This is a genomic window from Mesorhizobium sp. M1334, assembly GCF_040317995.1.
In the GTDB taxonomy this organism is placed as follows: domain Bacteria; phylum Pseudomonadota; class Alphaproteobacteria; order Rhizobiales; family Rhizobiaceae; genus Mesorhizobium.
Genome location: NZ_JAMYLM010000021.1, coordinates 1 through 11,763, shown reverse-complemented (window position 1 = coordinate 11,763; position 11,763 = coordinate 1). Strand labels below are relative to the sequence as shown.

The following is an 11,763-nucleotide window of genomic DNA, read 5'->3' as shown; positions in this document are numbered from 1 at the left end:
CGTCAGTTGCTCCCGCTTTCGGAAGCAGACCTGACGCGAGCGCCCTCCTGCAGAAGATGAGCGCCGAGCGAAACGACCGGATCTCCCATGTTCAGCCCGGAGACCACGGCGCTTTCGCTTGTCACACGAACAAGGCCGACAGGTCGGAAGTGTACGGTCGAGGTGGCGCGATCCAGGGCCCAAACGCCTGTCTTGCCGCCATCATCGAGCACGGCTCCGAGCGGCACCTGGACCTCCGGCTGGCTCGCCTGGCTTGTGATCCGGATAGTCACGGTCGCGCCAAGCGGTGCTGCCGCGGCCTCCCCGTCGAGCACATAGCGGGCCTCATAGGTACGGGTCTGGGGATCGGCGGCATCCGACAACTGCCGCAGATGCGCCCTATGGCGCCCATCGGCTGCATAAACGGCGGCCTCGGCCACAGAGCCGATCGCCGGCCGGATCGTTTCGGGAAGCGCGACCACCGCCTCACGAGGGCCGGCCTGGGCGATCCGAACCACTGTCTGACCGGCGGAGACGACCTGTCCCGGCTCGCCGATGGTTTCGACCACAGTTCCATCCGCGTCCGCCACCAGGAGGGAATAGGCCGCTTCGTTTTCCGCGACTTTCGCTTCCGCTTCGGCGGCGGCGAGTTGTGCGGTCGCGGTATCCAACGCCGCCTTCGCCTGCTCGTAGCGCTGCGGAGTTGCTGCCAATTCCTTCTTGACCAGAACGGCATAGCGCTTTTCGTCCGCGCTCGCCTGAACCAGCACAGCGCGTGCCGCGGCGACCCCATTGCGCTTGGCGGTGAGCGCGAGAGCCAGATCGGTGTCGTCGATCCGCAGAAGCGGTTGGCCCGCCTTGACCCGTTCACCGACGTTCACCAGGCGCTCGATGATCTTGCCGGGTACGCGAAAACCAAGATTGCTCTGCACCCGCGCGGCAATCGTGCCCGTGAAACCGCGTTCGGATCCAGCCACTGGCGCCGCCGTCACCAATCTGACGATCGGCGCTTCCTGCCTCGGATCCGCCACTGCGGTTGCCTGCGTGCGAATGGGCAGCGGGACGAATGCAGCCACCCCTAACCCCGCGGCCAGGATGCTGCCCAGCCCAATGACAAGTCGCTTTTTCATGCCCATCGCCTCATGCCGAAAGAGATTGCGTTCATTCTCTATGCTGTGTCCTGCGTCACCGGCAGCGGCCGGCTGCGACCTGCGCGGCGAGTCAGTCCGGTAGCGCGTCGGCGCGCGGATGCTTGTCGGTCCCAGTCGCGACTGTCACCTCCTCGCCGGACCTCGAGAACGCGTAGAGAGAGCCCCGGTAGCCCGGCATGGAGAAGGCAACGGAGTCGCGGTCGGCGAGGCCCATGACGACGCGCAGCGGATCGCCTCCGCCCTTGGGCGCGAAGGTGGCGGTGACCTCCAGGAGGTCGCCGTCGATTGGGACGTAATAGACCACCATGTCGAGGCGTCCGTTGTGCAGGCTGCCGGCTTCGATTGGGTGTCCGACGGTAGCTTCCTCGGCAAACGCTGGGGTCGCCAGAAACAGCGCGGTCAGGAGCGAAGCGCTCAGGATCTTGCGGATCATTTCGTGTCTCCTTTTTTAGATTGTAGTCGCCATCTATATAGCAGATAGATTACGAATGCAATCTAAAAAAAGAGATCGACGATGCGTGTGAGTCGCATACAGGCCGCGGAAAACCGCGAAACCGCAATCAACGTGGCAAGCCGCCTTTTGCGGAAGCGTGGCTTTGACGGCATCGGCCTCAAGGATCTGATGAAGGGTGCCGGGCTGACCCAAGGCGCCTTCTACAAGCATCGCATCAAAGGAGGACCTTGCGGCGCAGGCGTCCAGAAGGGCAATTTAGAGCGCCACCCTCCGAGGGTCGGCCGCGACCGGGGCAAACCCGAGGACCCGCTTGGCGCGGTGATCGCGTTCTACCGGGTCGATTCTGATAATCGAGGATCGGGAGGCATCGCTGGTGGAGAAATACGCATTTGCCGAGCCGACCGTACTGGGCGACCACCAGCTAAGCGATGAGGCCGATAGCGCACCTGCGGTCAACGCGACGGGCCTCTCACTGCGCTGCTGCTAACTTATAATCTGTTCGGCGACAGCTTCTTCGAAGCCCAGCTGTCGCTTGGGCGGCAAGACCCCGGGCCGCTGCTTGTGAATCGTAAAATTCCTCAAGTGCATGGACTCTGCCCCACCGCAAGGTGAACGTTGCGGTGCCGTCCCACTGGGCAAACACGGTAGTATGCCACGGCCAGCCCTTCACCCAGATGTGGTTAACCGTGAGATGGAGATTGGGGAGCACACGGCCGAGGCGCTCAAACCAGCGGCGCAGGGCTTCCTTGTCGTGGCGCTCACCACCAAGCGCGTGGGCGCCGGAAACGCGGTGATGGACATTCGGCGCGACTGCTTTCACCGCCTCATCCCAGCGATGATTGTTTACGTGGTCGAAGCTCTGTCGGATCGATTTCTCGACAATAGCTGTATAGCATTTGACCTCTCCTGATCCGGTGGAATCTTAGTGGTTTTCTGTCCGCTGGCCGGATCCGTGGCGCTGTCGGGAAGACCACCGAACGGGACGCCCGCCAGCACGATGGCGGGTCTCGTTTTCATGCCCATCTCAGTGCGGCCAAGAGCGGAGCGGCCGGGATTCTGTGGATCATCTCGCATCTTCTCTTGATAGATTGCGTTCGCCCTCTATATAAGATATAGATTACGAACACAAGCTAAAAGGGAGATTACCGATGCGCGTAAGTCGCATTCAGGCTGCGGAAAACCGTGAAACCGTTATCAATGTGGCAAGCCGCCTTTTTCGGGAGCGCGGTTTTGACGGCATTGGCCTTAAGGATCTGATGAAGGGTGCCGGGCTGACCCAAGGCGCTTTTTACAAGCAGTTCGCGTCAAAGGAGGACCTGGCGGCGCAGGCGTCCAAACGGGCGATGGAGAGCGCCACCCACCGATGGTCGGCCGCGACTACGGCAAAACCCGAGGATCCGCTTGGCGCGGTGATCGCGTTCTACCTCAGCATGGACCATCGCGAAGAAAGGATGGACGGCTGCCCGATCGTGGCGCTCGGTTCGGATGCCGCCAGACAGGGCGTGGACGTGAGAGCGTCGTTCGAAGCCGGGATCAGGGAATATCTTGATATGTTTGGTAGTTGGGTTGGCGAGGCCGACGGCGAGCGGCCCGGCGACAAGGCCATGGCCATTCTCTCGACAATGGTCGGTGCGGTGCTCCTTTCGCGCGTCGTCAACGACCCCGACCTCGCGCAGGCATTTCTGGATGCGGCGACAGAACAGGTTCGCGAAGCAGCCGGCGCTTGAATGGCGTGCGCAGCGCTGGCGGCGCACCCAAATTGATAGGAAAATAGATGCGACGGATTGTTGTCACAGGCATGGGAGCGGTCACGCCCCTTGCTGCCGATGTCGAAGCGTCCTGGTCGCGCCTCCTGGCCGGTCGCTCGGGTATCCGCAGGCTTCCGGACGATGTGGTGGGAGACCTCCCGGCGAAGATCGGAGGGGTGGTTCCCTCCCTGGAAGAAGATCCCGAAGCCGGCTTTGATCCGAATACCGTCCTGGCTGCGAAGGACCAGCGCAAGGTAGACCGGTTCATCATCTTCGGGCTCGCGGCTGCCGAAGAGGCACTCGCCCAAGCAGGATGGACGCCCGTCTTGGAAGCGGATCGCTTGCGCACGGCCATTATCATCGCGTCCGGCATCGGCGGGTTCCGTGCCATAACCGAGGCGGTGCGCACGGTGGACCTGCGCGGCGTCCGCCGCCTCTCGCCGTTTACGGTGCCGTCCTTCCTAGTAAACCTCGCGGCGGGCCACATCTCGATCCGCCATGGCTTCAAAGGCCCGCTCGGTGCACCGGTGACGGCGTGCGCGGCCGGCATCCAGGCGATCGGCGATGCGGCTCGTCTCATCCGGGCAAACGAGGCCGATATCGCCGTGTGCGGTGGAACGGAAGCATGCATGAATATCGTCAGTCTCGGTGGGTTTGCTGCCGCACGCTCTCTTTCAACCGGCTTCAATTGGGCGCCGGCTCAAGCCTCCAGACCGTTCGACAAGTCGCGGGACGGCTTCGTCATGGGCGAAGGAGCCGGCATGCTGGTCATCGAGGAATTGAGCCACGCGCTGGCGCGCGGCGCAAGACCGCTGGCCGAGCTTGTCGGCTACGGCACGACGGCGGATGCTCATCACGTAACCTCCGGTCCCGAGGACGGCGACGGTGCGCGCCGGGCCATGGAGATCGCAATCGCCCAAGCAGGGATTTCGCCCCGCGAGGTTCGTCATCTCAATGCCCATGCGACCTCCACGCCGGTGGGCGACCTGGGTGAGATCGAAGCGATCAAGAGGGTGTTCGGGCGCGATTTCGCGATAGCTGTCAGTGCTACGAAATCGGCGACCGGACACCTGCTCGGAGCCGCTGGCGGGCTCGGAGCTATCTTCGCAATCCTGGCGCTCAGGGATCAGATGGCACCGCCGAGCCTCAATCTGAGCGCTCCCGATCCGGCCGGCGACGGGATCGACTTCGTCGCAAACCAGGCCCGGCCGATGGCGATGGACTACGCAATCTCCAATGGCTTCGGCTTCGGAGGCGTCAATGCCAGCGCGCTGTTCCGGCGCTGGACGGATGATCTGGCCGGCGCGAGCACCGGAGGCGCTCATGATTGACGCCTTTCGCTCCGACCTTTCGCGCTTCTCCCCCGCAATGCAAACACGAAGAGAGATGTGATCTTCATGAACAGGACCAATCTAGGCGTCGCCCTGGTGACCGGGACATCCAGCGGCATCGGGCACACAACGGCCAAGGCCCTGCAGAACGCGGGCTTTCGCGTGTTCGGAACCAGCCGTCGCGCGGTCGTCGACCGATCCGATGGCGTTACCATGCTGGCCTGTGACGTGACCGATGACACGTCCGTGGCGAAACTTGTCCAGGACGTGCTGGCCGAGACCGGGCGCATCGACCTGCTTGTCAATAATGCCGGTGTTGGCCTGCTTGGTGGCGCGGAGGAGTCCTCGGTGGCCCAAGCCAAGTCGCTGTTTGACGTGAACGTCTTTGGCGTTATGCGAGTAACCAAAGCGGTGTTGCCGACAATGCGCCGCCAAGGCAAGGGCAGAATCGTCAATTTGAGCTCGGTGCAGGGGTTCATTCCAGCTCCCTATTTCGCGCTTTATTCGTCGACCAAGCATGCCGTTGAGGGCTACTCCGAATCGCTCGACCACGAACTGCGTCCTTTCGGAATTCGCGTCGTGTTGGTGGAGCCCGCCTATACCCGCACCTCGTTTGAAGAAAATCTCGCCAGGCCGGATCAGTTGCTCGATATCTACGACTCTGCGCGCGCCGGCATGAATGCAGCTGTGCGGAAAGCGATGGAAAAAGGCGATGCGCCGGAAGTGGTGGCCAGGACCGTTTTGGCGGCTGCGACCGATCCCGCTCCGAAGGGGCGCTATGCGGCTGGAAAAATGGCGCGCCAGGTCAGTTTCCTGCGCCGTTTCGTCCCCGCATCCGCATTCGACAAAAGCCTGCGAAAGCAACTCGGGCTCCCGGTTTGATGAAATCGACGAACAATCGGAATCATCGACGCTGGAAACATCGGCACCGCATTGGCGCGGCGCAACCTGACGCGATTGCTCTGGAGAACGCCCTGCGGTCGTTGGCGTTAGATTAGCGGTATGTTATGTTGCGGCGCGAAAGAGCGGGGGCCACCTCCCTTCACACCCGTAAGCGATCTGTATGTGCGACCCCTGCAGACTGGTGGGTAACACGGAAACCTCCCGGCATGGGTTCGGGATTCGATGGGGACAAGGGGCAATGCTTTACACGCTCGTTATGATGGTCTGCCTGACGGCTGTGCCGCAGACCTGTGAACAACGCGAACAGATGGTGGACGGCCTGGCGATGAATCCCGGGACCGCGTTCATGCAGGCGCAGCCGCTGGTCGCTCAGTGGATCGAGACGCATCCCGGTTATTTCGTGCAGCGCTGGCGCGTGCTGCCCGGCCGGGGTTCGTGATATCCGCCGCGACGATCGAATAGGGTTCTATTTCTTCGCGCCGAGCGTTTCCGAGACGACCTTGGACAATTGATAAAGCCGCTGCTCGATTATCGTCGGCACTTCACAGACGTAAGTCAGTGATTGGACGCGTTCATTGAAAATTCGCGTGGCGAATTTCAGCTGTTCGGTTCGCCGATCGATCTCTTCGGGATCTGCATCCGGCTTTGCCCGCAACGCATCGACATCGGACCCTTCCTTGCGCAACGCGGCGGCCATTTCGAGCTGCTTGTGGGCGTAGCGGGAAATGCCCGAAATCACCTGCGAGCGCTCGGCGTCCAGGTGATCGAACATGCCTTGCACCAGCATCGCCATTTTGGGTGCAAGCTGTTCTTCCGGCAAGGAGGCGGCGAAGTCCCTGATTTTCTTTTGAGCGTCCGCAATCGGCATCCGGCGAGCTGCCAACTCCTCGACCAGGGCGGAGATGGCGGGGTCCTTCGACCAGTCCTTCGCCGCTGAAGGAAGGTCCGGTCCGCTCCAGATCTGGCCGAGCGAGAGTTGAGGCACTTTGCGCTGCATGCAGGGCCAATCCGGATCAGGGTTCGCCGCCCTGGTGTTGATGCCCGGCGCGAGCGTGGCAATCAGAGCCAGGCCGCGAACAAGGCTCATTCGTGCCATCAGGTATTTCCTCCCGTGTCCTGTTTGCGGGTCATCAGGCCGCGCGAAGGGTCGTAGGCGATGATGGCGGCGGCAAGGAACAGCAGCGTGCAGCTGGCAACGACGCCTAGCGACAGCCACTCAACCTGGCCGTAGAAGGCGAAGCGGATCAGTTCGACGGCGTAAGTAAACGGATTGGCGAGGCAGATCTTGTAGAGCAGGGGGCTAGCCTCCTGGATACGCCACAAGGGATAGAGTGCCGGAGAAGCGAAATAGCCGGGAAAGATGACGAAGTTCATGATGCCAGCGAAGTTTTCGAGCTGCTTGATCATCGAGGACAAAAGCATGCCGAGCGCGCACAGCATCATGCCTGACAGGAACAGCGCAGGCAGTACGGTGAGATAGCCAAGCGGCGGCGCCTTGACGCCCCAGAACCATGCAACGATCAGGAACGCGTAAACCTGCGCGATCGACACGGCGACACCGGCGAGCATCTTCGAGATCAGTAAAAACCAACGCGGGAAGGGGCTGACCAGCAGGGTGCGCATGTTGCCCATTTCGCGGTCATAGACCATCGACAGCGAAGACTGCATGCCCGAAAACAGCAGAATCATGCCGCACAGGCCCGGCGTGATGTAGACCTCGTAGAGCACGTAGGTCTTATAGGGCGGGATGATCGATACGCCGAGCACCTGCCGGAATCCGGCGGCAAAAATGAACAGCCAGACGAGCGGCCGAACCAGCGAGGATATGAAGCGCTCGCGCTGATGCAGGAAGCGCAGGCACTCCCGCACGACGATCCCTTTTAGGCAAATGAGGTAGTGGGGGAGCCCAAATTGTTCGAACTTCACCGGCGTGAGGGCGGCGACTTTTGCGGGCATTGCGGGAGCGCTCATGGCGACATCTCCGCGATGCCGCTTGTTTCGACGCGGTTGAGCTTGGAAAAGGCGTCGCGGATCGAACTGGCACCGCTCGTCGCAACGACGTCGGCCACCTTACCCTTGGCCACCAGGTCGCCCTGCCGCAGCACGACGACATGGTCGCCGTCGTCGACCTCATCGATCAGATGCGTCGCCCACAGCACGCCGATGCCCTCGGTTTCGACGAGGTTGCGGATGGTGGCCAGAATGCCCGCACGCGACTGGATGTCGAGACCGACCGTCGCCTCGTCGAGCAGCAGTAGGGAAGGGCGGTGGAGCAGCGCCCGCGCGATCTCGATGCGCCGCATTTGGCCGCCGGAAAGACTGCGTGCCTTTTCGTGCTGACGGCCCTGCATGTTGACTGTATCCAGCAGCGCGGCAATGCGCTGCCGGGCATGGTGTCCGCCGATGCCATGCAATGAGGCGTGATAGGAGAGGTTCTGGTGGACGCTGAGGTCGAGGTCGAGCGTGCGTGCCTGGAACACGATGCCGACACGCCTGAGCGCTTCGCCCGAAGCGCGGCTGACGTCATGGCCGAAGATGCGGATCGATCCGCGGCGGGTGCCGTAAAGATGGCTGATCAGTGAAAACAAAGTTGTCTTGCCGGCGCCGTTGAGGCCGAGCAGAACGGTGAAAGTTCCCGGCGCGATCGAGAATGAGACATCATTGAGCGCCCGCTTCGAACCATAGGAGTGGCTGACGCCGGCAACATCGAGCGCCGCCACCTCGTCTCCAGCTCCGCTTGTCCTCACATGCTGCATGCCGCTGGCTCCTTGGGGGCGTGGCTGGTTATCTCGTGCACTGCAACATCCCCGCCGCAAAGATTTGTCATGTCGGCCTCCCTGATAATCCCTGCGGTCTAGTGGGGCGATATGGCCACGCCCCAAGGCTGTTGGCCCACCGTGACTGATTGAACCGGCTCGTCCGTCGCCGTGTCAATGAACGTGATGTCGTTGGAATTGCCGTTGGTGGTGATCAGCGTCTTCTGATCGGGGGTGAAGTCGAGATGCCAGACGCGTTGGCCGACCAGGATGTATTTTTCCACCTCGTAGGTTTCGGTATTGATGACGGCGACGTGGTTCGCCGGGCCGAGCGCGACATAGGCTTTCTTGCCGTCGGCGCTGATCGCGATGCCGACCGGCTGGATGGTTTCGGGCCGCAGTCCCGCAATCGCGAACTGGATCTTCTTCACCACCTCGCGTTTGAGACTGTCGATGACGCTGACGGTGCCGCCGATTTCGGCGCTGACCCAGATCTGTGATCCGTCGGGCTTGAATTGCGCAAAGCGCGGACGCGTGTCGACCAGGACGTTGTCGGTCACCTCATGGCTGTCGGTGTCGATGAAGTGCGCCATGCTGGTGGTTTCGGAGGTGTTGACCATGGTTTTGCCATCGGGGCTGACGGCCATGCCTTCAGGCTCCACCCCAACGGGAATCTCGGTCATGACCTGCTTGCTCTCGATGTTGATCGCGGTGACGAGATTGTCGTCCTCGTTGGCGACGTAGAGCGTCTTGCCGTCGGGTGAAAGCACGAACAGTTCGGGATCTGGGCCCGATGGCAGCGTGCCCACGATCTGCAGCGTCGCGGTATCGATGATTTCGATCGTATCGTCGTCGCTGGCGCACAAATAGATGAACTTGCCGTCATGCGAGATGGTGATACCGCGCGGCCTCTGGCCGACTTCGACGGTCTTCACCACTTGCATCGTCGCCGTGTCGACGACCGTTATCGTATTGTCTTTCTCGTTGGAGACATAAACGGTGTAAGCCCACGCCGGATTGGCCATGAAGCCGAGAATGGCGAGTGCGCAAGCTCGTCTCTGCACGAAAATTCCTCCCGATTGGTTCTACTTAAGGACGCATTTCGTTTCCGGCTGATCGACGCCGAGCGTATCGAGCTCGGAGATTTGGTGAAGATAACCCTCCTGTGGCGATGTCGAGACCACGGATTTGGTGTCGCCGAGCAGGATTGGCTGGCGAAGCTGATGGTTCCACTTGCGGAAGGTCAGCTTCTGTCCTTTGAAGGCGGCGACCGAGAAATCGTCCGAGCGGATGTAGTCGCTGATCTTCTTCGGATCGTCGCCATTGGTCCGCGTGCTGGCTTCGCCCACCGCCCGCACCGCCGTCCAGGCAGACATATCCTTGGACAGCATTCGCCGGCCGGTCGTCCTCAGGAAGCGGCTCTGCATCTGGATGCCGCCCCATTGCTCGCTCGCGGGATGCCAGGACGATGCGACGAGGCCCGCCGTGCCGGCGACCAGCCGCGGTGTCCAGGTGCGGTAGGGCACATAAGTTCCGAACACCTCGCTCTCATCGGCGACAAGCACCACGTCATGCTCCGGCAGATCCTGCGTGAACACGGAAATCTGCTGCTGTATCTGCGTGGCGCCGGTGTCGGTGCGGCGCGCCGTGCCGGTGTCTTTGAACTCCTTCTCGGCGACGATCTGACCGCCGAAGCGGGCCGCCGCGCGGCGCAACGCGGCCGCATAAAGATGATCCTGCTCATGCGAACCGTAGAGCAGCACCCAATTCGGCCATTTCTTTAACACGAGATACTGCGCCAGCGCGTCGGCAAGCATGCTTCGCGTCGGCGCGATATGGAAAATATTTATGCGGCAGTCTTCCTCGCGCAGGCTGTCGTCGGTAGCACCGACATTGAAGACCAGAACGCCCTTGTCGCGGGCGATGTCTGCGATCGACAGCAATTGCCTGGCCGAGAGGTCCGCGACAACATAGCGGTCACCTTTGGCAATCAGATCGTTGAACGCTTGAACCGCGTCGGCGTCCGGCTTGACCTCGGCCATGTCGAGGCTGAATTTCTGGCTGAGGAACTTTCCTGTCGTATTGTTGTCGCCGATCGCCACATTGGCGCCGGCAACACCTTCGTCGCGTGGCGGCAGGTCCAGCAGCGAAAGCGCCAGTTGCGGCGCGTAGGCCCGCAAATAACCTATTCTGATTTCGGTTATCTTTCTTTCCGGCCTGTCGGTTGCGATCAGTTGCTTCTCCGTCACTTCCTGGGCCATCACGTCCGCAACGTCGGCGGTCTGGAAAAAAAGGCACAAAAAGGCCGCGAGAGTGCCTGGCACCGCGCTCATCATCGATAAAACTGCCTGTTCTTGCACTAAAGTCCGATTGTTCCCGGACCAGCGCGAATTCAAGGTGCCCACAATGAGCTTAGCGGACCCCACAAGATTTATCAAAGCCCTGCAAGTGGGACTTACGTGTCTGCTTTAGTCCTATGCCTTTCGCGGAGATACGGCGGTGAATGAGCGTGTTGCGGTCCTCGACTCCGAGATCATCCGCAGCAATGCCGGAATGTGAAACTCTATGGGTTGCCTTGGGAGGATTGCCTGATGAAAACGCGCGCCGCTGTTGCCGTTGCCGCCGGAAAGCCGCTGGAGATCATGGAGGTCGACCTCGAGGGTCCTCGCGATGGCGAGGTGCTGGTCGAGATCAAGGCAACCGGCATCTGCCACACCGACGAGTTCACGCTATCGGGCGCCGACCCGGAAGGCCTGTTTCCGGCGATCCTCGGCCATGAGGGCGCCGGCATCGTCGTCGACGTCGGCAAGGGCGTCACCTCGGTCAGGAAGGGCGACCATGTCATCCCGCTCTATACGCCGGAATGCCGGCAGTGCCCGTCCTGCCTGTCGCGCAAGACCAACCTGTGCACCGCCATCCGTGCCACGCAGGGTCAGGGCCTGATGCCCGACGGCACCTCGCGCTTCTCGATCGGCAAGGACAGGCTGTTCCACTATATGGGCTGCTCGACCTTTGCCAACTTCACCGTGCTGCCCGAGATCGCGGTGGCCAAGGTCAATGCCGACGCGCCCTTCGACAAGATCTGCTACATCGGCTGCGGCGTCACCACCGGCATCGGTGCTGTCATCAACACGGCCAAGGTCGAGCAAGGCGCGACGGCGATTGTCTTCGGCCTCGGCGGCATCGGCCTCAACGTCATCCAGGGATTGCGGCTTGCCGGCGCCGACATGATCATCGGCGTCGATGTGAACAACGACAAGAAGGGATGGGGCGAGAAATTCGGCATGACGCATTTCGTCAATCCGAAGGAGATCGATGGCGACATCGTGGCTCATCTCGTCAACATGACCAAGCGCGGCGCCGACCAGATCGGCGGCGCCGACTACACCTTCGACTGCACCGGCAACACCAAGGTCATGCGGCAGGCGCTTGAAGCGTCGC

At 61.6% G+C, this 11,763-nt stretch carries 13 protein-coding genes and 1 pseudogene; 6 read left to right on the top strand and 8 right to left on the bottom strand.

Annotated features, from left to right (window positions below; translation table 11 throughout):
* Positions 1-2: 2 nt before the first annotated feature.
* Together NKH17_RS26280 and NKH17_RS26275 are read right to left on the bottom strand one after the other, a co-directional pair.
* On the bottom strand, positions 3-1,109 hold the full coding sequence (locus NKH17_RS26280; protein ID WP_352808189.1) for an efflux RND transporter periplasmic adaptor subunit: 1,107 nt from the start codon (positions 1,107-1,109) through the stop codon (positions 3-5).
* Positions 1,110-1,200: 91 nt separating this feature from the next.
* Positions 1,201-1,563, bottom strand: coding sequence for a hypothetical protein (locus NKH17_RS26275; RefSeq protein ID WP_352808190.1), 363 nt, complete (start codon positions 1,561-1,563; stop codon positions 1,201-1,203).
* A gap of 81 nt (positions 1,564-1,644) precedes the next feature.
* Between NKH17_RS26275 and NKH17_RS26270 the strand changes: the two are divergent.
* Positions 1,645-1,941 (top strand): annotated as a pseudogene (locus NKH17_RS26270) (TetR/AcrR family transcriptional regulator); the annotation flags it as partial.
* Positions 1,942-2,053: 112 nt separating this feature from the next.
* Here the strand turns inward: NKH17_RS26270 and NKH17_RS26265 are convergent.
* Entirely contained in the window at positions 2,054-2,404 is a 351-nt protein-coding gene (locus tag NKH17_RS26265; protein WP_352808191.1) for a nuclear transport factor 2 family protein, read from the bottom strand.
* Positions 2,405-2,732: 328 nt separating this feature from the next.
* Here NKH17_RS26265 and NKH17_RS26260 point away from each other — a divergent pair, with 328 nt between their 5' ends.
* The 4 genes from NKH17_RS26260 (at position 2,733) to NKH17_RS26245 (ending at position 6,005) form a co-directional block, all read left to right on the top strand.
* Positions 2,733-3,311, top strand: coding sequence for a TetR/AcrR family transcriptional regulator (locus NKH17_RS26260; RefSeq protein WP_352808192.1), 579 nt, complete (start codon positions 2,733-2,735; stop codon positions 3,309-3,311).
* A gap of 47 nt (positions 3,312-3,358) precedes the next feature.
* The gene (fabF, locus tag NKH17_RS26255; RefSeq protein ID WP_352808193.1) at positions 3,359-4,663 is read left to right on the top strand and encodes a beta-ketoacyl-ACP synthase II; all 1,305 of its coding nucleotides are present in this window, start codon (positions 3,359-3,361) and stop codon (positions 4,661-4,663) included.
* A gap of 66 nt (positions 4,664-4,729) precedes the next feature.
* Positions 4,730-5,545: an oxidoreductase gene (locus NKH17_RS26250; protein WP_352507758.1), complete on the top strand. Its 816-nt coding sequence runs from the start codon at positions 4,730-4,732 to the stop codon at positions 5,543-5,545.
* A gap of 259 nt (positions 5,546-5,804) precedes the next feature.
* Complete coding sequence (locus tag NKH17_RS26245; protein WP_352507759.1) at positions 5,805-6,005, top strand: hypothetical protein; 201 nt, start codon at positions 5,805-5,807, stop codon at positions 6,003-6,005.
* A gap of 27 nt (positions 6,006-6,032) precedes the next feature.
* Here the strand turns inward: NKH17_RS26245 and NKH17_RS26240 are convergent, their stop codons facing one another.
* From NKH17_RS26240 to NKH17_RS26220, 5 genes are all read right to left on the bottom strand, one after another.
* Positions 6,033-6,662 carry a hypothetical protein gene (locus NKH17_RS26240; RefSeq protein WP_352808194.1) on the bottom strand — a complete coding sequence of 210 codons (630 nt, stop codon included), beginning with the start codon at positions 6,660-6,662 and terminating at the stop codon, positions 6,033-6,035.
* Positions 6,662-7,522, bottom strand: coding sequence for a lanthanide ABC transporter permease protein PedC (locus tag NKH17_RS26235; RefSeq protein WP_352808202.1), 861 nt, complete (start codon positions 7,520-7,522; stop codon positions 6,662-6,664). Before NKH17_RS26235 ends, NKH17_RS26240 begins: the two co-directional genes overlap by 1 nt.
* Positions 7,523-7,533: 11 nt before the next feature.
* Positions 7,534-8,322 carry a lanthanide ABC transporter ATP-binding protein PedB/LutE gene (locus tag NKH17_RS26230; protein ID WP_352808195.1) on the bottom strand — a complete coding sequence of 263 codons (789 nt, stop codon included), beginning with the start codon at positions 8,320-8,322 and terminating at the stop codon, positions 7,534-7,536.
* Positions 8,323-8,420: 98 nt separating this feature from the next.
* Positions 8,421-9,386, bottom strand: a complete 966-nt coding sequence (locus NKH17_RS26225; protein WP_352700410.1) for a YVTN family beta-propeller repeat protein — start codon at positions 9,384-9,386, stop codon at positions 8,421-8,423.
* Positions 9,387-9,407: 21 nt separating this feature from the next.
* Entirely contained in the window at positions 9,408-10,583 is a 1,176-nt protein-coding gene (locus NKH17_RS26220) for an ABC transporter substrate-binding protein (protein ID WP_502895631.1), read from the bottom strand.
* A 330-nt stretch (positions 10,584-10,913) separates the two neighbouring features.
* On the opposite strand from NKH17_RS26220, the gene NKH17_RS26215 reads away from it, so the two are divergent.
* The coding region (locus tag NKH17_RS26215) for an alcohol dehydrogenase catalytic domain-containing protein (protein WP_352972651.1) at positions 10,914-11,763 on the top strand (850 nt) is incomplete at its 3' end.

Excerpts from the sequence above, each read along its gene's own strand:
- NKH17_RS26280 (WP_352808189.1), bottom strand. The coding sequence starts at position 1,109 with ATGAAAAAGCGACTTGTCATTGGGCTGGGCAGCATCCTGGCCGCGGGG.
- NKH17_RS26250 (WP_352507758.1), top strand. The coding sequence starts at position 4,730 with ATGAACAGGACCAATCTAGGCGTCGCCCTGGTGACCGGGACATCCAGC.
- NKH17_RS26245 (WP_352507759.1), top strand. The coding sequence starts at position 5,805 with ATGCTTTACACGCTCGTTATGATGGTCTGCCTGACGGCTGTGCCGCAG.
- NKH17_RS26240 (WP_352808194.1), bottom strand. The coding sequence starts at position 6,662 with ATGGCACGAATGAGCCTTGTTCGCGGCCTGGCTCTGATTGCCACGCTC.
- NKH17_RS26275 (WP_352808190.1), bottom strand. The coding sequence starts at position 1,563 with ATGATCCGCAAGATCCTGAGCGCTTCGCTCCTGACCGCGCTGTTTCTG.
- NKH17_RS26260 (WP_352808192.1), top strand. The coding sequence starts at position 2,733 with ATGCGCGTAAGTCGCATTCAGGCTGCGGAAAACCGTGAAACCGTTATC.
- fabF (WP_352808193.1), top strand. The coding sequence starts at position 3,359 with ATGCGACGGATTGTTGTCACAGGCATGGGAGCGGTCACGCCCCTTGCT.
- NKH17_RS26230 (WP_352808195.1), bottom strand. The coding sequence starts at position 8,322 with ATGCAGCATGTGAGGACAAGCGGAGCTGGAGACGAGGTGGCGGCGCTC.
- NKH17_RS26220 (WP_502895631.1), bottom strand. The coding sequence starts at position 10,583 with ATGGCCCAGGAAGTGACGGAGAAGCAACTGATCGCAACCGACAGGCCG.
- NKH17_RS26235 (WP_352808202.1), bottom strand. The coding sequence starts at position 7,522 with ATGCCCGCAAAAGTCGCCGCCCTCACGCCGGTGAAGTTCGAACAATTT.